Consider the following 18,904-nt stretch of genomic DNA (forward strand, 5'->3'; position numbering starts at 1 on the left):
GGATATTTAATTGTGGTATTCTATTGAAATTGTGGACAATTTTTGTTATCATTCTTATTACGTACTAGATTACTTTTCATAATTTATGGATATGTTAAAAAACAGTGGATAATTACCTTTAAACCAAAAACTTATCCACAGTTTCCCCATATTCGGCTTTAAATAAAATGTGAATATACCATAGATAGGAGATTTACAATGTCCCTTGAGTCAATTAATACACAATTTCTTAAATTACTTAGAAAAAATGTGAAAAATGACAGCACATATAATGCTTGGTTTAAAGATGCAACTATCATTAGCATCAATACAACTAACGCTGTTATAGCAGTTCCCAACAGTTTTACTAAAAAACTTTTAATGAAAACTTATTTTGAACTTATCAATAATACTATCAATAGTTTATGCAATAGTATCTTATCTGTTGATTTTGTGGAAAACCAATCAGATGTATACAATTCAATCATTAATAAAAGTACTAAAAAACCCAAAGAAGCAAACTTATCCACTAATAACCTTAATCCTAAATACACTTTTGAAGGATTTATAATTGGCGAAAATAACCGTTTTGCCCATGCTGCTTGTTTAGCTGCAGCTGAAACGCCTGCTAAAATTTATAACCCTATTTTTATTTACGGAGGAGTTGGATTAGGTAAAACCCACTTAATGCATGCTATGGGTCACCACTATTTATCATCAAATTCAAAAGCTAATGTGCTTTATGTCTCAACAGAAACATTTACTAATGAATTAATTAATGCTATTCAAAAGGGTAAAATTGACGCATTTAGAGATAAATACAGAAATATTGATTTCTTATTAATTGATGACATTCAATTTTTAGAAAATAAGGAAAAAACTCAAGATGAGTTTTTCCATACTTTTAATACGTTAAAAGATGCTAATAAGCAAATAGTAATTAGCAGTGATGAAGCTCCTAATAAATTGAAAATAGAAGAAAGATTAACTTCTCGTTTCGCTTGGGGTTTACTCACAGATATCAGTCAACCTGATTTTGAAACTAGAGTAGCTATTCTAAAAAAGAAAGCCTCCCTTGATGATATTGAATTACCAGAGGAAACTTACCATTTGATTGCTCAAAAAATCACATCTAACATTAGAGAATTAGAAGGCGCATTGCTCAGAGTTGACGCTTATGTTACATTAAATAACATGCAACGGGATGATATTACAGAAGAATTTATTCAAAGTATTTTAAAAGATATTGCCAATAATCAAATACATATGCGTATTACAGATGATACAATAAAAAAAACAGTTGCAACTTTTTATGGCATTCGTGAAGAGGATTTAAATTCTAAGCGACGTTCTAGAAATATTGCTTTTCCAAGACAAATTGCTATGTATTTAATCAGAGAATTAACAGAATTATCCCTACCTAAAATTGGCAAATGTTTTGGAGGTAAAGATCATACAACAGTAATACATGCTTGTGATAAAATTGCCATTTCAATGGCTACAAATCCAGAAGTAAAACAAGTAGTAAATCAAATTAAGGAGTCACTAGAAACTGGCAAATTTTAAGATTTTGTGGAAACTGTTAATAACTTTCACAAGAAATTCACAGGATTCCCACAGTCTAAGGTTACTATTCTAGAGAGAATTTTTAGACTTATACACGTTATACACATAACTGATGATGATAATGATGATAAAAAAGAAAAAAAAGAAAAAGAAAAGAGGACCTGGGAAAATGAAGTTTGTCATTAATCAAAAAGATTTGGTTCAACAATTAAATATTGTCAATAAAGGAATTTCAAATAATAATATTCAGCCAATACTAAGTGGTATTTACATAGAAACTACAACTTACAATACATTAATTCTAAGAGGAACAGATATGGAACTCGGCATTGAATGCCAGTTAGATATTACTGTAGAGGAACCCGGCAAAATTGTAATTCCTTCAAAGTATTTTGTTGAAATGATGAAAAAATTACCTGCAATTGATTTGTATTTTACAACAGGTGAGAATAAACAATTGAAAATTGATTATGGTGCATCAGAATTAAAATTAAATTTTTATGATGGGGAAGAATATCCTGCTATTCATGATTTTATTGGCAATATTATTTTTACAATGAAAGGTGAAGATTTAAATAAAGGTATTCAAAGAGTTCAAGTTGCAGTATCAAATGATTCAAATCGCCCAATTTTTACAGGTGTTTTACTTGAAATAAAAGAAAATAGAATTCACTTTGTATCCTCAGATACTCATAGACTTTGTCATACATCAATGGCACTAGATTTGGATAATATTGAGAATACTGAAGTTATTGTACCAGCAAAATCTTTAAAAGAAATTGCCAGCATTATTAATCCAGAAGACAATGTAGAAATTCATTTAACGGATAATAGAATTTTATTTAAAATTGAAAATAGAAAAATTGTATCTAGACTAATTGAAGGTAAGTTTGTTAACTATAGCCAAGTAATACCTAGTCAGTTTGGTATTGAATTAAAAATTATGAGAAGAAGTTTCCTTGAAACTTTAGATAGAGCTTTTCTCTTAACAAGAGATGAATTAAAATCAAAGCTAAATACAGTTAAATTAAATATTGAGGAAAATAAATTAATTGTTTCTTGTAAATCCTCTGAAATTGGAGACATTTATGAAGAAATTCCTATTTATTCAAATGGTGGAGATTTGGAATTAGGATTTAATGCCAAATATTTAATAGAGGTATTAAGAGCCCTTGATACAGAAGAAGTTGTTGTTAAATTAAGCACACCTCAAAATCCAGGTATTATTGAGCCGATCAGTGATACAGAAGACGTTCTCTATTTAATTTTACCAGTGAGACTACAATAAATCTTTGAGGAAAATAGATGATTTTAAATAATATAAAACTAGAAAATTTTACCAATTATGATTCTGTTCAGTGTAATCTAGATGAGTGTATTAATATTTTCATTGGCGATAATGGACAGGGGAAAAGTAATTTACTAGATAGTATTTACTATGTGGCCACTGAAAATTCAGCTAGAAATAATAAAGATCGAGATTTAATACTTTGGGGCAGAGATTATTTTAAAATTTCTGCTTCTTTTTTGAACAAATTTGGTTCCAATAATATTGAAATTAGTTATGATAAAAAGAAAAAAGATGGTAAAAAATCACTTTTTTTAAATCATTATGAAATAGAAAAATTAAAAGACTATATAGGTTATTTTAGTGCTGTTTTTTTCTCTCCTGAGGATTTATATATAGTTAAAGGAGACCCAATTCTGAGAAGAAAATATATGGATGATGAATTAATTCAAACCGAAAATAAGTATTTTATTTATATTAATCAATATAAGAAAATTCTAGAACAGAGAAATTCTTTACTTAAGGAAGCTTATAGAAGGCAGAATCTATTAAATTCTATGGATGTTTGGGAAGAACAGTTAAGTAAATATGGCACAGTTATTTTAAAAAGTAGAATAGATATGGTTCATCATTTGAAAAATATGGCTGGGGAAATTCATAATTATTTAACGGATGGTGAGGAAACTTTAGATGTTATTTATAAATCAAAATTACCTATATCCTTATTAGAAACAGGACAGCTTGCTTCTTTTCAATCTTTGTATTTTAATCAATTAAAAGAATCTAGAATGAAGGATTTAGAAAAGGGATATACATTAATAGGACCCCACAGAGATGATTTAAATTTAATGATAAATGGTACTTCTGCTAGAAAATTTGGTTCTCAGGGACAGCAAAGAACTGCAGCTTTAAGTCTAAAAATAGCTGAAGTTAAATTAATAAAAAGCAAGAAAGGTGAATATCCAATTTTACTTTTAGATGATGTATTATCAGAATTGGATAAAAAGAGAAAAAACAAATTATTTTTAAGCTTAGAAAAAGATATTCAAACAGTTATTACATCTACTGATTTAAATGATATAGATACTTTAATAAGAGAAAAAGCGAAAATAATTGAAATTAAAAAAGGAACACTTAAAGAAAGGTAGATTATGGCATATATTTGTGAAATTTGCGGAGAACAAGTAGAGGATGAATTAATTTGTTCTTGTGTAATTGAAAGTAAAAAAGAAGCATTAAAAAATAGAAAAAAGAAATATCTTTTAATAAATAGTAATGGTGAAGATTTAATAACAGCCCTTTTAAAAGCTAGACAAATAGATGAAGATAGTCAAAAATTTATAGAAGGCAAAATTGATGGTTTACTAAATAATACTTTTTTAAATGAAGAAAAAGCTATCTCCATTATTTTAGATTATTTAGAAAATAAGAAAAAAATAGGTATTTACGGAGATTATGATGCAGATGGTATAACAGGCATTGCTGTAGCTATTTCTATTTTAAGAAAATTAGGTGGAGATGTTACTTATTATGTTAATAATCGTTTTACAGAAGGTTTTGGAATTGGACCTACTGGCGTAGAAGCTTTAAAAAAAGAAAATGTAGATTTAATTATTACTGTGGATAATGGTATTGCAGGTATAGAAGGTGTTGGTAAAGCTAATGAATTAGGAATGACTGTTATTGTTACGGATCATCATGAGCCAAATGATATATTGCCAAATGCTTTAATTGTAGATCCTAAACAAGATGGCTGTACTTATCCCAATAAAGAAATTACAGGTGTTGGTGTTATCTTTAAAATACTTCTTAGAGTTTGCGAAAAATTAGATAGAAAAAATTTAGCATTAAAGCAACTGGATTTAGTGGCTTTAGGAACGGTAGCAGATTTAGGCGCTTTAGTTGGAGAAAACAGAGTTATAGTTAAAAATGGACTAATGTTATGGAATTGGGATAAATGTCGTTTGAATTTAAAGTTTTTAAAAGATAAGCTTAATTTAAAAAGAACAGTAACTAGTTATGATTTAGGTTTTATTTATGGCCCAATTTTAAATGCTGAAAGCAGACTATATGGCAAACCTGAAAAAGCAGTAGAATGGTTAATTACTGAAAATCCAAAAAAAATGGAATCCTTATGCAGTGACTTAGTTAAAATGAATGAAGAAAGAAAATCCAATTTAGAAAAGCAATTAGTTATTAGTGATAGCCTTGTTGATCCAACAAAGGACTTTTTCTTTATTTATGATAGTTGCATTGAAGAAGGTTTAGCTGGCTTAATAGCTAGTAGAATTATGGATACTTATAAAAGACCAACCATTGTTTTAAAAAAAGATAGCAATAATAATGTTAAAGGATCAGGAAGATCTTTTGAACCTTTTAATTTAAAAGAGGCTTTAGATAATGTAAAATCTTTTCTTTTAAGTTATGGTGGACACGCTTTAGCCTGTGGTATTACATTAGATGAAAGCCAACTGGTAGTTGTAAAAAATATACTTGAGACTAAGGGATTACAGTTTTTTAAAGATAAAGATATAGTTGATGAGGTAATTATTGATGGCTCATTGGGAACCCATCATTTAACAGAGTCTTTTATTGATTTACTAGAGCAACTAGAACCTTTTGGTATGGGTTTTAAAAGACCTTCATTTATTATGAAAGATATACCTGTTAGAGATTTACTTATCTTAAAGGAAAAGCATAGTAAATTCAGCTATAATAATATTAATTTTATTGCATTTAATAAAATTTTAGAGAGAAATAATGACTATCATTTTATTGGCTATCCTAAATGGAATATCTATAATGGTAGAAAAAAAATCCAATTTGTTATTCATCATGTTTTAGATAAGGAGACGGAAATTTGCGAGTTAGAAACATCAACGGAATAGAAGAAAAAATAGAAACCTTTGGCGGAGAGCGTTTTATTAAAGATGGTACAGTATATAAAGGTCAATGGCATGAATATTTTGGCAATAATAATCCTATATATATTGAAATTGGTTGTGGAAAAGGTCAATTTATTGATGCTATGTCTTGTTATTATAAAAATATTAATTTTATTGCTATTGAAAGAGTGGAAGAAATTTTATATAAAGCTGTTATAAAATTGAAAAATCAGAAAAATTTATGTTTTCTATTAATGGATGGTTCTTTATTAAGTGATATTTTTACAGAAAATGAAGTACAGAGAATTTATTTAAATTTTTCAGATCCCTGGCCTAAAAAAAGACATGCTAAAAGACGCTTAACTTCTCCTCTTTTTTTAAAAGAATATTATAATGTTTTAGACAGGGGGAGTGATATTCATTTTAAGACGGATAATAAAAATTTATTTGATTATAGTATAGAGATATTTAAAGAAGAAAATTGGCAACTTAATAATGTAGATTATGACTATCATAAAAAAGAAGGTGCTATGGATTTTCCAACAGAATATGAAAATAAATTTAGAATAAAAGGACAGCCTATTTTTAGATTAGAAGCTATTCGGCCTCAAACAAAAAACACAGAGAATTAATTCTCTGTGTTTTTTATAATGCCGATATAATATTATTCTTCGATTTTTGGTGCGTTTACTTTAACTTCTTTGTTTGGTAAGTATTTTGCTTGGATAACGAAAATAATTCTGCCTAAAGCAAGTAAAGCAAAACCAGAAAAAGAGCTTAAGAATAAATTAACTAATGCTGTCAATACAGTTGTAAACTCAACAGTTTGAAATAACTGATCAATAGTTAATTGTCCTGTTGCTACTGGAGATACGAAATAAAGAATGAATTGAAGAATACTACATAATAATAGAATATATCCAGCTACTGTTAATACAGTTGTTAAAATGGGTTTTTTCTTGTCTGCTAATGTTTCCATAATGACCCCTCCTTATAAAATATTAATGTCTACTTAATATTAGGCTATTTTTTTCTTAAATGCAAGAGAATCATCTTAATCTTCATTTAAAATCCATCTTAAAGTGTTATAATAACTTTATTAACTAAAGAGAGGAATTAAATATGGCGGATAATATATTAGTTGTTGAAGATGATAAAGATATTCAAGAAATAATTGTAGAAATATTGAGAGATAAGGGATATAGTGTAGACTTAGCTGATAATGGTAGAGAAGGGTTTACTGCTTATCAAAATAAGGAATATGATTTAATTATTATGGATGTTATGATGCCAGAAGTAGATGGCTATCAGATAGCCAAGCTCATTAGAAATAAAAATAAAGAAATTCCAATTTTAATGCTAACTGCATTAGAAGAAGAATATGATCAGTTAAAAGCTTTTGAAATTGGTATTGATGACTATGTTACTAAACCATTTTCTTTTAATATACTCCTTAAGAGAGTAGAGGCTATTTTAAGAAGAACTAAAGGTGTTTCGAGTAATAGTTATTCAAAAGAGGGCTTATTTGTAGATTTTGATGGTTATTCAGTAACAGTTGATGGTGAAGAAGTTGAATTAACAACTAAAGAGTTTGAAATCTTATCTATTTTAATTAAAAATAAAGGTAAGGTATTGTCTAGGGAAAAATTATTAGATGATATTTGGGGATATGATTTTTATGGAGATACTCGTGTAATTGATACACATATTAAGAACATTAGAAGAAAAATTAAATTGGATTTTATTAAAACATTGAAAGGAGTAGGCTATAAATTTGAAGATTAGATTCAAAATTAAAAGCATTTCATTAAAAATATTTTTTATTACTAGTATTATTTTAATAGTAGGAGTAAGTCTAATTTATTTTCTCATTTATTCTTTTTTACCTGGATTTTATTTGAATTATAAAAAAGAATCATTAGATAGAGAGGCTTACTATATTGTTTCTTCAGCCAGTGAGATGACTTTAAAAGAAGGTCAATCTTTACTGGAAGATTTTGCTGTCCGCAATAATAATTCAGTAATGATTACAGATAATTACAATAACATAATTAGTATGTTTGGTTCAAAAATACCTATTAATTTAAGAATGGCAAGTTCTGATGTAGGTGATATTCAAAAAGAAATATATGGTAGTAAAAATCCCAATAATTATACTTATTTAGTAAAAATTCCTGTTGTATTTAAAAATGGAAATTATGTGGTTTATTTTTCCACCCACTTACAGCCAGTAGAGGAAGTATCTAAAGTTCTATATCTATTTATACCTTATATATTTTTAGGAACTCTTTTAATATCTTCAATAATAGCTATTATTTATTCTAAAATGATTACTATACCTTTAATTAAATTAAATGCTATTGCTAGTAAAATGGCTAACTTAGATTTTACTGTAAAAAACAATGTGAAAACACCAGATGAATTAGGGCAATTAGGTATGAGTTTTAATATGCTTTCAGATAATTTACATAAAACAATGACGGAGTTGGAAGAAGCCAATAGTGAATTAAAAGATGATATTAGAAGAGAAAAAATAAAAGAAGAGAAAAGAAGAACTTTTATTGCTATTATGTCTCATGAATTAAAATCCCCGATTACTGCTGTTAAAGGCCAGCTTGAAGGTATGATAAATAATATTGGAGCCTATAAAAACAGAGATAAATATTTAAAAAGATCCTATAATCTAATGGAAGAAATGGATACTTTAGTTAGAGAAATATTAATTTCATCAAAGCTTGAAAATCCAGGTTTTGAAAAGAAGCCACAATCAATTAATTTATCAGAATTAATTTCAAAATCCGTTGAACAAGCCAACTATCTTATGGAAGAAAAATCTTTAACTTATGCATTAGATGTTGGAGAAAATATTATGATTGAAGGAGATCAGTCCCTTCTAAAAAAAGCATTTAATAATATTGTCATAAATGGTTTTAAATATGCTAATAGGGATAGTATAATAGCTATAGAGTTATATCATAAAAATGATAAAATAATATTCAATGTCTACAATGATAGTGACCCATTAAGTGATGAAGATATTAAAGAAGAAAAGCTATTTAATGCTTTTTATAGAGGTGAAAAGTCAAGAAATAGAGAAACCGGTGGGAGCGGTATGGGTCTTTATATTGTTGGACAAATTCTTTCACTACATAACTTTAGCTATAAAATAGAAAACATTAATAATGGTATTCTATTTACTGTAGAAATACCTAATGATAAAAAGAAGTAAGGAGAGGATATGAAAATGGATAATATCTTAGAAGCAATAATAATAAGAAAAGTACCCGGTCCTATAAAACAATACAAATTAAAAATAATGAGGAAAGAGATGCCATTTTAACAGCAGCAACCTATGCACCAAGTGGCATGAATAGCCAGTGTTGGCAATTTACTGCTGTTCAAAATCCTGCTATTTTAAAGGAATTAAATGAAAATGTTATCAGAATATTCCAATCTATAAAAATAACAAATGAAACTAGTTTAGGGTTAGAAGATATAAAAATGTCAGGAGAAAAAGACTATAATTTTTATTTTAATGCGCCCGCTTTGGTAATTGCTTCAGCACCTAAAGATTATGAAAATAAAATTGCTGATTGTTCCTTGGCTTTAGAAAATATTTTTCTTCAGGCAACAGAATTAAATATTGGTTCTTGTTGGGTGAGTCAGTTGACAAATTTGTGTAATGAACATTATGTTCGTAGAGTATTGGATAAAATTGAAATTCCAGAAGACCATCAAGTAATTGGTTGTGCTACTTTAGGCTATAGCAATGAGTCGGAAGAAGTTGAGATTCATCGTAATTAAAATGTTATTCATATTATTGACTAATTTAAGAAATATAAGTTTTGTTTTAGAAGCTACTATATATAGTAGCTTCTATTTTTATACTTATTATCGAAATAAGTTATTTTAAAGGTTAAGATAAAGTCAATGATTAATTAAAATATAAAATAAATGTAAATAGAGTTAAATAATGTTAGAAGAAGTTCTCGTATTTTGGAAAAATCTTTCTGAAAAAGAAAAAGCTACTATTAATAATAATACGACTCTTTTAAATTATAAAAAAGGAGAAAGTATTCACAGCCCCTTAAATGAGTGTACTGGCTTTATAGTTGTTCAAAAAGGAATACTAAGAGTATATATATTGTCTGAAGAAGGAAAAGAGATTACTTTATTTAGGGTCAATAAAGCGAGGTATGTGTTTTATCGGCATCTTGCTTGTTAAAAAATATTACATTTGATGTGTATATTAATGCTGAGGAAGACTCAGATGTACTACTCATTAATCCAACTGTATTTTCTCAAATAATGGAGAAAAATATTTATGTTGAGAATTATATTTTAAAGGCTACTGCTGAGAAATTTTCTAATATTATTAAAGGGATGGAAAATATGCTTTTTTAACTTTTGATAAAAGACTGGCTATGTTTCTACTAGAAGAAATAGGTAATAGTGATTCATTAACTATTTATTTTACTCATGAGCAAATTGCTAAAAATATAGGTAGTGCTCGTGAGGTTGTCACGCGAACATTAAAAGAATTTTTAAAAAAGGGCTTAGTCGAATTACATAGAGGGCGGGTTAAAATACTCGATGTTGAACAATTACAAAATTTAGTTAATAATTATTAATATAGCTTCAGAAAAAAAAGAAGGTAACAGCTGTTACCTTCTTTTTTAATAATTATTTAGAGTTTATTATTTTAGCATTTCCAAAATAGCCTCTTTAGGCCGAACACCTGAAACACGGTTTACTATTTGCCCTTCTTTCACTACTGCTAAAGTTGGGATACTCATTATCTGAAAAGAAGCAGCTAATTCTGATTCCTTATCTACATTTATTTTTACAACTTTAATATCGCTATTTTCTTTTGCAATTTCATCAATAATAGGGGAAATCATTTTACATGGACCACACCATGCTGCCCAAAAATCTATAAGCACCGGTTTTTCAGATTTTATAACTTCTAAATCAAAATTTTCTTTTGTTACTGTTAGTGGCATTTTTATCACTCCTTATCTTTAGATATATAACAACATCCTTGAGAAATGAATTCTGTAAATTAGTCACATATTGAATATTGATTTTATAATTATAATAATTATAAATATATATAGCATATAATATTGTTATGAATATCCAATTATGGTATAATAAAAAAGCATGAAGAAAAGACTGTAAAGTATGCAAATAAATATAAAGAAGGTAAGAAATATGAAGCAGATGAAAAAATTATTATTTTGATATTTTTAGTTAGCTTGCTACTGGGTATTTTTTTACCAGTCTCAACTGTAATAGCCAATGAAGAAAAGCTTGAAATTGTAAAAAATGGTGATTATTTTCCTAAAGATCAAGCAAGCAGTTTGCTGGTTGATAAAGATGGTAATGACTTACAAAATATACAAAAAGGAAAAGGCTTATATGAATTAGAACAAGTTGGCATTACTAGATATCGTCATAAAGTTAGTATTGAGTATTATTCAGGAGATTACCTTAATAGTAGCTTAATTGGCATAGATGAGGGTTATGCTGATTATGGAGATTATGTAAGTGATTATATGTTGAAAATTCCAGCAATCAATGCAAAATTTGGTGTTAGTATTCCTACAAATTATAAATTAGCACCTTATAGTAAAACTGATAGAAGTGTCTATTAAAAAATTCCAGCATATACAGGCACTGATGAAATTATAACAGTAAAAGTATTAGCAGCTGAGGTCAAAAAATACAGTGTTTCAGCAGCGAAGTACCAGAATAGTCAAGATTTAGCTGAACAGCCAAATCCTATTGGCAAAAGCAAAACAAATATTGAAGCTTAACTGAGTATTGGAAAGTAAATGAACTATCTATAGACTTCAGTGCAGTTGTTGGTCAAGAAATAGATTTTAAAGAAGTTGGTCAATTTACGGATACTTATGTAGCAGGTTCAAGAGTTGGTGATTTAAAATATTTTGGGATGTATGATGCCAATGGAAATTTTACTGAAACAAGTACATTTATTGTACCATCTGGATTAACAGGAACCGTTTATTTAGCAGGATTTTATGCAGTGGACGATTTAGGGGAACACCTGCTGTAAAGCCAAGCTATAGTAGCTCTATAACAAGTGGTGCTGGTGTTGGCTTTGCCGGTGATGAAATGACATGGAAATCAGAAAAAGTAAGCGAAATTCTTTTTACATCAAATGGTACAAATTTTCAGAAGTTGTCAGCTTATCCATTTCATTTAGCAGCAGATCCATTTGATAATCCTGAGTATCCAGCAACATACTGGACACCAGCAAACTTTGCTTTAGGTCATAAAATTGAGTTAACATATTATTATAATCAATCTGGAACTATTGACAGTATATATACTGTCAATTTTGAATCAAATGGCGGTAGTCCTGTCCAAGCAATAGAAAATGTTGATGAATGTACATTAATAGTTGCTCCAGATGCTCCTTACTCACAGCGGGCATAGTTTTGCTGGATGGCATAAAGAAGCAACTCTTGAAAATAAATGGGACTTTGATAATGATGTTGTTAATACTGATATAACGCTTCATGCAAAATGGCTTCCAACTGAAAATCAAGAAAATAGTGGAACAATATCTTCAGAGAATAACAATGAAAAAAATCAAGGTTCTTCTGCAAATAATTTAATTAAATCAAAATCTTCAATCAATTTAGCCAAAACAGGTAATAATAATATTTTAGTAAGTAGTATGACATCATTATTATTTGGTCTTGTTATTGTAATAGTTGGATTAAATAGTTTCAGAAAAAAAGAGATCATAACAAATAGAATATAAATAAAAAAGAGAATATACTGCACTTAGATATTCTCTTTTTTATTTCCTGTTTGAAAGTATTATTTGATAGAAAATATCTCTTTTAGAATAGATTTCAAGATAAGGAGCATTGATGCTTTTATATCCAGAATTTGGAAAGCATTTAGTAAATATCCTTTTCTAAACAGCAATCATAGCATTGGGAATGGACCTACTACTTTAAATACAGACCAATCAAGGGCAGGAATATCCAGACTCTCTTAGTTATCGGCAACATTTTTATTAAAATTTACACATATAAAATAAAAATATGTATCATCTTGATTTTTTGAATTTGCTTTTTTAAATCAAGTACTGTAAATGCTCTTTATTAATTTCATTTGCTTGTTTATGACGTTACGTAATGAGTTATACTAGTATATAGGAGGTGTAAGTATGGAAAAGAATAGAGCAATTCCTGAAGGATATATGATTGTTGGAGAGCTAGCAAGGAAAATGAATACGACTGTGCGTACTTTGCAATATTATGATAAAGAGAATCTACTTCCTCCCTCAGCTGAAAGCTTGGGACGACGACGACTTTATACAGATAAAGATCTCATTCTTCTTCATTAAATTCAGTCTATGAAATATTTAGGCTTTACATTAGATGATATTAAAAACAGACTTGTACTTCTTGATACTCCTGAAGATGTAGCTGTTGCATTAGAAGAACAGGCAAAAGCAGTTAGGGAAAAGATTACATCTTTATCAGATGTTTTACAGGCTATTGAAAAATTGCGTTTAGAAACAATGCAAATGAAAACCGTAGATTTCAAGAGGCATTCTGATATTGTTGTAAATTTGCAGATGAAAAATCAGTTTTATGGATTGATTAAACATTTTGATGATCAGGTACTGGATCAGATTCGTAATCGCTTTAATATGGAAAGCGGTACAGCAATCATGAATACCATGTGTAAGTTGTGTGATAAATCAGAGGAGCTTCAAAATAAAGAAAGACCATCAGAAAGTGAGGAGGGGCAGATTCTTGCTAAAGAATGGTGGGACATGGTTATGAAATTTACTGATGGAGATATGTCTTTGTTACCTTCACTTATGAAATTAGCTGAAAGCAAAGATGGTGAAAATGATAACTGGAGCGCTAAATGGAAAACGCTAAGGCCTTATTTAGAAAAAGCGCTGGAAATTTATTTTACTAACCTTAACGACAATCCCTTTGAGGAGCCAGAACAATGATAGAAATGAATAATATTGCTAAAAGCTTTGCTGGGAAATCTGTGTTGTCCAATGTAACCTATGAGGTGAAAGAACAGGAAATTTTTGGCTTAATTGGACCCTCTAGTTCAGGTAAAACCACTATTATCAATATTCTTCACATCAGCTTAATAGGGATAAGGGTAACTATAAAATTGGAGCCTCTCCTTTTGAAATAGGTCTTATGCTAGATGAAGATGGATTATACACCCGTTTAAATTGTATTGAAAATTTAAATGTATTTGCTGAAATATATGGTATTTCTCAGAAAAAAATCACTTGAAGCACTGCAAAGTGTTGGACTTGAAGAGGTATCAAAGAAAGCTGTTCACACATTATCTAAAGGTATGCGTCAACGGCTGGCATTAGCAAGAGCAACTTTACATGAACCTAAAATCTTGTTTTTTGACGAGCCAACAAGTGGTCTTGATCCTACAACAGCTCGTGGTATTCATAAACTGATACAGAATTTGCGCAAAAAAGGAGCAACTATATTTCTAACGACTCACAATATGGAAGAAGCTGCTAACCTTTGCGACAAGGTAGCACTTTTACATAATGGCAGAATTATTGAGCGAGGAGCACCATATGAAATATGCAAACGACACAATGCTATAAAAACGGTGCCAGATCTAGAGTCGGTTTTCATTAAACTGACAGGAGTTGAAATAGAATGAAAAGCATAAAATCTATTTTTATTAAGCAGGCCAAAGATACTTTAAAGATGCCAATGGTATTGATACAGTTTATTATTTATCCTGTAGTGGCTTTTATTATGACAGAGCTTATTGCAAAATCCAATGAAGCTATCTCCAATAACCTTTTTGTTACAATGATGGTAGCTATTTTTGCTGGAATGGCTCTCATTACTTCAACTGCAGGGGTTATAGCAGAAGATATTGAAAAGAAAAGTCTTCGTTTTCTTGTTATGGCCGGCGTAAAGCCCCGTGAATATTTAATTGGTACAGGTGGATTTATCTTTCTTGCAGGCCTAATTGTATCCGTTGTTTTTGGTTTCATTGGTTCCTTTACTGTTTTAGAATTTACGAAATTTTTTTAATTTTAATCCTTTGCGTCATGACTTACATCATACTTGGTGTATCTATTGGTATGCTGGCTAAAAATCAGCAGGTGGCTACTGCTGATAGTGTGCCTATAGCTATGAGTTTAGGATTTATTCCCATGATTGCTAACTTTAATGAACCAGTGGAAAAATTGGCAGGATTTCTTTACACACAACAGCTAAATGTAATTGTTAATGACTTTTCAGCTAATTTTATACAAGCAATAACTATCATTGGCATCAATATTGCTATGCTCTTTAATTTGTTTATTGTGGCATATAAGAAAAATGGATTAAAAGGATGAGCCTAAAGCGCAAAAAAAGAACTTTTATGTAATTGAATATTAGAATGGGAAAAAATCTTCTAAAAGTATTTTGTTGCTTTTTATTATAATGTTTTTTCATAGCAATTAATCTACTATTGAACATTGGGACAGAAGAAAGGACTTTACAGTTTATAATAATTCTAGCTAGAATATTTTGTATTTTGACTGTTGAGATATCTGTTTTACAGTACTGTAAAAGGAAAGAATAATTATAGTATGGGGGATTTTAAAAGGATTTTAAAGAATTGTGCTTTTAACAATAGAAATATGCATAGTCATCGTAGTTATAAATGTTTTTAAATCAAAAAAATATAATAAAAGTGTTGTATATGATAAATCTATATGTTAGAATAATAGGTACACGAAAGAGAATAATGAGTGAAATTCATAAAGAAATACAGAAGAAAGAGGTGAGCATTCATGAAGAAAGGAATTCACCCAGAATACAAACAAACAACGATTACCTGTGCGTGCGGCAACGTTATTAATACAGGTTCAACAAAAGAAAATTTAAAAATTGAGGTTTGTTCTGCTTGTCATCCATTCTACACAGGTGCAAAATCTAGAATGGTAGATAAAGGCGGCCGGGTAGAGAGATTTAAGAAAAAATACGAGAAAAAAGCACAATAATAATAAAGGGAAGCGCTTAATGGGGCTTCCTTTTGTTTTTTATTTATATATTAAGGAGAAATATTATGCTAGAAAAACTAAAAAGTATAGAAGAAAAGTATGAGGCTATTAGTCAAGAACTAATGAATCCTAATATTGCTAGTGATCATAAAGCCTATCAAAAGTTAATGAAAAGCCATAAGAGCATGGAAAATGTTGTTCAGGCCTTTAGAAGATATCAGGTTGTAGATTCAGAAATTACAGATACTGAAAGTCTTTTAGAAATTGAAACTGACAAAAGTATGAAGGAAATGGTTGAAGACGAATTAAAGGAATTAAAAGAAGAGAGAATTAAACTGGAAGAAGAGTTAAAAGTTTTACTTTTACCTAAAGACCCTAATGATGACAAGAGTGTTATTATTGAAATTAGAGGAGGGGCTGGTGGCAATGAGGCTGCATTATTTGCTGGCGATCTTTTCAGAATGTACAGCCGTTTTGCTGAAAGTAAAAACTGGAAAATAGATATTTTAGATTCTCATGAAAATGATGTTGGAGGCTATAAGGAAATTGTTTTTTCTATTGAGGGACAAGGGACTTATAGTCAATTGAAGTATGAAAGTGGTGTCCATAGAGTCCAGAGAATTCCAACTACAGAATCAGGTGGCCGTATTCATACCTCAACAGTAACAGTTGCTGTTTTACCTGAGGCTGAGGAAGTAGACGTAGATATTAATCCTAATGATGTTCGTGTTGATTTATTCTGTTCTAGTGGACCAGGAGGACAGTCTGTTAATACAACTCAGTCCGCTGTTCGCTTAACTCACGTTCCAAGTGGTATAGTGGTTTCTTGTCAGGACGAAAAGAGTCAGCATAAGAATAAGGACAAAGCTATGAAGGTTTTAAGGGCTAGACTTTATGAAAAGACTATGGAAGAAGAAGCAGCAAAAATTGCTAGTGAAAGAAAAAGCCAAGTTGGTACAGGTGATAGAAGTGAGAGAATTAGAACCTATAACTTTCCTCAAAATAGAATTACGGACCACCGTATTGGTTTAACAATTCACCGTTTAGATGGTTTTCTTGAAGGTGATTTAGAAGAAATTATCAATGCTTTAATTACAACCAATCAAGCAGAAAGATTAAAAGAATCTGTTTAAGATGACTATTTATGATTTATTAAAAGAAGCTAAAAAAAAGCTAAGGCAGTGGGTTATTGTGGAACAGAAGTGGAAGCTATTTTAGCGGATGTCTTAAATAAAGAAAGAGTTTACTTACATATGCATGGCGAAAAAAATGTAGATTCATTAATTGAGAGTACTTTTTTAAAAAAGATAGATATGCTTGAAGCTGGCTATCCTTTTCACTATGTTATGGGAAAAAAAGAGTGGATGGGATTGGATTTTTTAGTCAATGAAGCTACTTTAATACCAAGAGAAGATACGCGAATTTTATTGGAAGCTATTCTATCCTTGAAAGATAAGGCGAGCAATCCTGTTTTAGTCGAAATTGGCACAGGTTCTGGTATTCTACCTGTCCTTGTCAAGAAAAATTGGGAAGATAGTGTGATTTACACAGTTGAGGTTAATGAAACAACGTTAGCTGTCGCTAAGGCAAATTTTAAAAACCATCATGTTGAGATTAGAGCTTTAAAAGGGGATTTTTTAGAACCTTTAAAAGAAAGAAACATAACTTGTAAGGTGCTTTTTTCAAATCCGCCTTACATCAGTAAGGAAGAAATGGAAGTTTTAGATGCTTCAGTAAAAAAAGAACCTTATGGGGCATTTTTTGGTGGTGAAGATGGATTGGATTATTACAGACGTCTAAGTAATGAGTATTCCTTAGTTTTAGAAAAATCAGGTTATTTGATTGTAGAAATAGGCTGGTTGCAAGGTTTAGCTGTAAAAGAGATTTTTGAAAGTAAAGGGCTCATTCATGTAGCAACTTTTAAGGATGATGGTAATCGAGATAGAGTTATTATGATGCAGAGGAAATTAAAATGAAAACAGAGTATTTCAAAGCTTTAGAATCACTGGATAATGTTGCTTTAAACTTAATTATAGATGCTTATAAAAAGGGAGAGCTCATTGCTTTTCCTACTGAAACTGTTTATGGCTTAGGCGCAGATGCATTTAATGAAGAAGCAGTTAATTTAGTTTATAAAGTTAAGGGACGGCCTAGTGATAATCCCCTTATTTTACATATTGGACAATTATCTCAGCTAGAAGAGATTGTTGAAACTATTCCCGAAAAAGGAAAATCTTTAATTAAGGCTTTTTGGCCTGGACCATTAACATTAGTCTTAAACGAAAAGAAAAACTTGTTTCCTAAAAATATAGGTATTAATGGCACTATTGGTGTAAGAATGCCTAACCAGTTGGTTACAGAAGCTATATTTTCTCAAGGTAATTTAGTTATTGCAGCGCCTAGTGCTAATTTATCAGGGAGACCAAGTCCTACAACCGCTAGTCATGTTTTAGAAGACTTAAATGGAAAAATATGGGGAATTATTGATAGTGGGCCTTGTGAAGAAGGAATAGAATCCACCATTGTTTCTCTTGTTGACACTGAGCCAATACTTTTAAGACCTGGATCAATTACTCAGGAAATGATTGAGGAAATAATTGGACCAATTAAAATAGACGACAGTTTGTTATCGGATTATCAAGTTAGGGTAGCTTTAGCGCCTGGTATGAAATATAAGCATTATGCACCTGAGGGTAAAAGCTATATTATTAAACCTAGAGAGTCTAATGATGCCATTCTTAAAATAATAGAGAAAGAAAATATTAAGGAAGAAAAAATTGCGTTATTGGTTTTTGAGAATAATAAAAGTCACTATCAAATTAATGCTGGTCATTTTTTTACCTTAGGAAAAGAGAATAAATTACAAGAAGTTATTCATAATTTCTACAGAGTTCTTAGAGAATGTGATAAACTAGGAGTAGAGCTTTTATTTATTGAATCATCTAAAGAGGAAGGTTTAGGTTTTTCTTATATGAATCGTTTAAAAAAAGCTGCTAATTATAACTATTTAGACAAGGGGGATTAAATGGTTATCTTGTTCGTATGTACAGGAAATACATGTAGAAGTCCTATGGCAGAAGTAATGGCTAGGGACTTTTTTACAAAAAAATAATTTAGATATAAAGGTTTTATAAGCAG

25 protein-coding genes and 2 pseudogenes are annotated in these 18,904 nt (G+C 29.8%); 25 read left to right on the plus strand and 2 right to left on the minus strand.

Annotated features, from left to right (window positions below; translation table 11 throughout):
* The first annotated feature begins 198 nt into the window (after nt 1-198).
* The 5 genes from dnaA (at nt 199) to trmB (ending at nt 6,350) form a co-directional block, all read left to right on the plus strand.
* Nucleotides 199-1,545, plus strand: coding sequence for a chromosomal replication initiator protein DnaA (dnaA, locus tag AZF37_RS00005; protein ID WP_088369024.1), 1,347 nt, complete (start codon nt 199-201; stop codon nt 1,543-1,545).
* Nucleotides 1,546-1,714: 169 nt separating this feature from the next.
* Nucleotides 1,715-2,833: a DNA polymerase III subunit beta gene (gene dnaN, locus AZF37_RS00010; protein WP_162473742.1), complete on the plus strand. Its 1,119-nt coding sequence runs from the start codon at nt 1,715-1,717 to the stop codon at nt 2,831-2,833.
* Nucleotides 2,834-2,850: 17 nt separating this feature from the next.
* Nucleotides 2,851-3,981: a DNA replication/repair protein RecF gene (gene recF / locus AZF37_RS00015; RefSeq protein WP_088369026.1), complete on the plus strand. Its 1,131-nt coding sequence runs from the start codon at nt 2,851-2,853 to the stop codon at nt 3,979-3,981.
* A gap of 3 nt (nt 3,982-3,984) precedes the next feature.
* Nucleotides 3,985-5,721, plus strand: a complete 1,737-nt coding sequence (recJ, locus tag AZF37_RS00020; protein WP_088369027.1) for a single-stranded-DNA-specific exonuclease RecJ — start codon at nt 3,985-3,987, stop codon at nt 5,719-5,721.
* Nucleotides 5,694-6,350, plus strand: coding sequence for a tRNA (guanosine(46)-N7)-methyltransferase TrmB (gene trmB / locus AZF37_RS00025; RefSeq protein WP_245611960.1), 657 nt, complete (start codon nt 5,694-5,696; stop codon nt 6,348-6,350). Before recJ ends, trmB begins: the two co-directional genes overlap by 28 nt.
* Before the next feature lie 32 nt (nt 6,351-6,382).
* Here the strand turns inward: trmB and AZF37_RS00030 are convergent, their stop codons facing one another.
* Complete coding sequence (locus AZF37_RS00030) at nt 6,383-6,697, minus strand: hypothetical protein (RefSeq protein ID WP_088369028.1); 315 nt, start codon at nt 6,695-6,697, stop codon at nt 6,383-6,385.
* A gap of 143 nt (nt 6,698-6,840) precedes the next feature.
* On the opposite strand from AZF37_RS00030, the gene AZF37_RS00035 reads away from it, so the two are divergent.
* The 6 genes and pseudogenes from AZF37_RS00035 (at nt 6,841) to AZF37_RS11070 (ending at nt 10,349) form a co-directional block, all read left to right on the plus strand.
* On the plus strand, nt 6,841-7,503 hold the full coding sequence (locus AZF37_RS00035) for a response regulator transcription factor (protein ID WP_088369029.1): 663 nt from the start codon (nt 6,841-6,843) through the stop codon (nt 7,501-7,503).
* A gap of 112 nt (nt 7,504-7,615) precedes the next feature.
* Nucleotides 7,616-8,947, plus strand: coding sequence for a HAMP domain-containing sensor histidine kinase (locus AZF37_RS00040; protein WP_162473743.1), 1,332 nt, complete (start codon nt 7,616-7,618; stop codon nt 8,945-8,947).
* Nucleotides 8,948-9,006: 59 nt separating this feature from the next.
* Nucleotides 9,007-9,522, plus strand: a pseudogene (locus tag AZF37_RS00045) (nitroreductase family protein); the annotation flags it as partial.
* A gap of 169 nt (nt 9,523-9,691) precedes the next feature.
* Complete coding sequence (locus AZF37_RS11060; RefSeq protein WP_245611961.1) at nt 9,692-9,943, plus strand: cyclic nucleotide-binding domain-containing protein; 252 nt, start codon at nt 9,692-9,694, stop codon at nt 9,941-9,943.
* On the plus strand, nt 9,937-10,122 hold the full coding sequence (locus AZF37_RS11065) for a hypothetical protein (RefSeq protein ID WP_245611962.1): 186 nt from the start codon (nt 9,937-9,939) through the stop codon (nt 10,120-10,122). The genes AZF37_RS11060 and AZF37_RS11065 overlap by 7 nt, the downstream gene beginning before the upstream one ends.
* 20 nt (nt 10,123-10,142) lie before the next feature.
* Nucleotides 10,143-10,349 carry a Crp/Fnr family transcriptional regulator gene (locus AZF37_RS11070; protein ID WP_245611963.1) on the plus strand — a complete coding sequence of 69 codons (207 nt, stop codon included), beginning with the start codon at nt 10,143-10,145 and terminating at the stop codon, nt 10,347-10,349.
* 66 nt (nt 10,350-10,415) lie between these two features.
* Here AZF37_RS11070 and trxA read toward each other — a convergent pair whose 3' ends face one another.
* Nucleotides 10,416-10,721: a thioredoxin gene (trxA, locus tag AZF37_RS00055; RefSeq protein ID WP_088369032.1), complete on the minus strand. Its 306-nt coding sequence runs from the start codon at nt 10,719-10,721 to the stop codon at nt 10,416-10,418.
* Nucleotides 10,722-10,958: 237 nt separating this feature from the next.
* On the opposite strand from trxA, the gene AZF37_RS00060 reads away from it, so the two are divergent.
* The 14 genes and pseudogenes from AZF37_RS00060 (at nt 10,959) to AZF37_RS12945 (ending at nt 18,878) form a co-directional block, all read left to right on the plus strand.
* A complete protein-coding gene (locus AZF37_RS00060) occupies nt 10,959-11,375 on the plus strand; it encodes a hypothetical protein (protein ID WP_088369033.1) in 417 nt (138 codons plus the stop codon).
* 299 nt (nt 11,376-11,674) lie between these two features.
* Nucleotides 11,675-11,797 (plus strand): hypothetical protein, encoded by a 123-nt coding sequence (locus AZF37_RS11975; protein WP_281178880.1) that lies wholly within the window; start codon nt 11,675-11,677, stop codon nt 11,795-11,797.
* Between the two features lie 59 nt (nt 11,798-11,856).
* On the plus strand, nt 11,857-12,180 hold the full coding sequence (locus AZF37_RS00065) for a hypothetical protein (RefSeq protein ID WP_088369034.1): 324 nt from the start codon (nt 11,857-11,859) through the stop codon (nt 12,178-12,180).
* Nucleotides 12,155-12,511, plus strand: coding sequence for an InlB B-repeat-containing protein (locus AZF37_RS00070; protein ID WP_088369035.1), 357 nt, complete (start codon nt 12,155-12,157; stop codon nt 12,509-12,511). Before AZF37_RS00065 ends, AZF37_RS00070 begins: the two co-directional genes overlap by 26 nt.
* Nucleotides 12,512-12,925: 414 nt before the next feature.
* A pseudogene (locus tag AZF37_RS00075) lies at nt 12,926-13,729 on the plus strand (MerR family transcriptional regulator).
* The gene (locus AZF37_RS12595) at nt 13,726-13,926 is read left to right on the plus strand and encodes an ATP-binding cassette domain-containing protein (RefSeq protein WP_245611964.1); all 201 of its coding nucleotides are present in this window, start codon (nt 13,726-13,728) and stop codon (nt 13,924-13,926) included. Before AZF37_RS00075 ends, AZF37_RS12595 begins: the two are co-directional and overlap by 4 nt.
* A 75-nt stretch (nt 13,927-14,001) precedes the next feature.
* Complete coding sequence (locus AZF37_RS12600; RefSeq protein ID WP_245611965.1) at nt 14,002-14,424, plus strand: ATP-binding cassette domain-containing protein; 423 nt, start codon at nt 14,002-14,004, stop codon at nt 14,422-14,424.
* Nucleotides 14,421-14,807 carry a hypothetical protein gene (locus tag AZF37_RS00085; RefSeq protein WP_088369036.1) on the plus strand — a complete coding sequence of 129 codons (387 nt, stop codon included), beginning with the start codon at nt 14,421-14,423 and terminating at the stop codon, nt 14,805-14,807. The genes AZF37_RS12600 and AZF37_RS00085 overlap by 4 nt, the downstream gene beginning before the upstream one ends.
* 50 nt (nt 14,808-14,857) lie before the next feature.
* Nucleotides 14,858-15,115: a hypothetical protein gene (locus AZF37_RS00090; RefSeq protein ID WP_088369037.1), complete on the plus strand. Its 258-nt coding sequence runs from the start codon at nt 14,858-14,860 to the stop codon at nt 15,113-15,115.
* Between the two features lie 441 nt (nt 15,116-15,556).
* Nucleotides 15,557-15,766 (plus strand): 50S ribosomal protein L31, encoded by a 210-nt coding sequence (rpmE, locus tag AZF37_RS00095; RefSeq protein WP_088369038.1) that lies wholly within the window; start codon nt 15,557-15,559, stop codon nt 15,764-15,766.
* Nucleotides 15,767-15,831: 65 nt separating this feature from the next.
* Nucleotides 15,832-16,899 carry a peptide chain release factor 1 gene (gene prfA, locus AZF37_RS00100; RefSeq protein WP_088369039.1) on the plus strand — a complete coding sequence of 356 codons (1,068 nt, stop codon included), beginning with the start codon at nt 15,832-15,834 and terminating at the stop codon, nt 16,897-16,899.
* A gap of 48 nt (nt 16,900-16,947) precedes the next feature.
* Nucleotides 16,948-17,742, plus strand: a complete 795-nt coding sequence (gene prmC / locus AZF37_RS00105) for a peptide chain release factor N(5)-glutamine methyltransferase (protein ID WP_088369040.1) — start codon at nt 16,948-16,950, stop codon at nt 17,740-17,742.
* Nucleotides 17,739-18,791, plus strand: coding sequence for an L-threonylcarbamoyladenylate synthase (locus tag AZF37_RS00110; protein WP_088369041.1), 1,053 nt, complete (start codon nt 17,739-17,741; stop codon nt 18,789-18,791). Before prmC ends, AZF37_RS00110 begins: the two co-directional genes overlap by 4 nt.
* A complete protein-coding gene (locus AZF37_RS12945) occupies nt 18,792-18,878 on the plus strand; it encodes an arsenate reductase/protein-tyrosine-phosphatase family protein (RefSeq protein WP_088369042.1) in 87 nt (28 codons plus the stop codon). It begins immediately after the preceding gene.
* The last annotated feature ends 26 nt before the right edge of the window (nt 18,879-18,904 follow it).

This window comes from endosymbiont 'TC1' of Trimyema compressum (genome assembly GCF_001584725.1).
Lineage (GTDB): Bacteria > Bacillota > TC1 > TC1 > TC1 > TC1.

What these genes read in the sequence shown, in the direction of transcription:
- dnaA (WP_088369024.1), top strand. Translation starts at nt 199, where the DNA reads ATGTCCCTTGAGTCAATTAATACACAATTTCTTAAATTACTTAGAAAA.
- dnaN (WP_162473742.1), top strand. Translation starts at nt 1,715, where the DNA reads ATGAAGTTTGTCATTAATCAAAAAGATTTGGTTCAACAATTAAATATT.
- recF (WP_088369026.1), top strand. Translation starts at nt 2,851, where the DNA reads ATGATTTTAAATAATATAAAACTAGAAAATTTTACCAATTATGATTCT.
- recJ (WP_088369027.1), top strand. Translation starts at nt 3,985, where the DNA reads ATGGCATATATTTGTGAAATTTGCGGAGAACAAGTAGAGGATGAATTA.
- AZF37_RS00030 (WP_088369028.1), bottom strand. Translation starts at nt 6,697, where the DNA reads ATGGAAACATTAGCAGACAAGAAAAAACCCATTTTAACAACTGTATTA.
- AZF37_RS00035 (WP_088369029.1), top strand. Translation starts at nt 6,841, where the DNA reads ATGGCGGATAATATATTAGTTGTTGAAGATGATAAAGATATTCAAGAA.
- AZF37_RS11060 (WP_245611961.1), top strand. Translation starts at nt 9,692, where the DNA reads ATGTTAGAAGAAGTTCTCGTATTTTGGAAAAATCTTTCTGAAAAAGAA.
- AZF37_RS11070 (WP_245611963.1), top strand. Translation starts at nt 10,143, where the DNA reads ATGTTTCTACTAGAAGAAATAGGTAATAGTGATTCATTAACTATTTAT.
- trxA (WP_088369032.1), bottom strand. Translation starts at nt 10,721, where the DNA reads ATGCCACTAACAGTAACAAAAGAAAATTTTGATTTAGAAGTTATAAAA.
- AZF37_RS11975 (WP_281178880.1), top strand. Translation starts at nt 11,675, where the DNA reads ATGTATGATGCCAATGGAAATTTTACTGAAACAAGTACATTTATTGTA.
- AZF37_RS00065 (WP_088369034.1), top strand. Translation starts at nt 11,857, where the DNA reads ATGACATGGAAATCAGAAAAAGTAAGCGAAATTCTTTTTACATCAAAT.
- AZF37_RS00070 (WP_088369035.1), top strand. Translation starts at nt 12,155, where the DNA reads ATGCTCCTTACTCACAGCGGGCATAGTTTTGCTGGATGGCATAAAGAA.
- AZF37_RS12595 (WP_245611964.1), top strand. Translation starts at nt 13,726, where the DNA reads ATGATAGAAATGAATAATATTGCTAAAAGCTTTGCTGGGAAATCTGTG.
- AZF37_RS12600 (WP_245611965.1), top strand. Translation starts at nt 14,002, where the DNA reads ATGGTATTTCTCAGAAAAAAATCACTTGAAGCACTGCAAAGTGTTGGA.
- AZF37_RS00085 (WP_088369036.1), top strand. Translation starts at nt 14,421, where the DNA reads ATGAAAAGCATAAAATCTATTTTTATTAAGCAGGCCAAAGATACTTTA.
- AZF37_RS00090 (WP_088369037.1), top strand. Translation starts at nt 14,858, where the DNA reads ATGCTGGCTAAAAATCAGCAGGTGGCTACTGCTGATAGTGTGCCTATA.
- rpmE (WP_088369038.1), top strand. Translation starts at nt 15,557, where the DNA reads ATGAAGAAAGGAATTCACCCAGAATACAAACAAACAACGATTACCTGT.
- prfA (WP_088369039.1), top strand. Translation starts at nt 15,832, where the DNA reads ATGCTAGAAAAACTAAAAAGTATAGAAGAAAAGTATGAGGCTATTAGT.
- AZF37_RS00110 (WP_088369041.1), top strand. Translation starts at nt 17,739, where the DNA reads ATGAAAACAGAGTATTTCAAAGCTTTAGAATCACTGGATAATGTTGCT.
- AZF37_RS12945 (WP_088369042.1), top strand. Translation starts at nt 18,792, where the DNA reads ATGGTTATCTTGTTCGTATGTACAGGAAATACATGTAGAAGTCCTATG.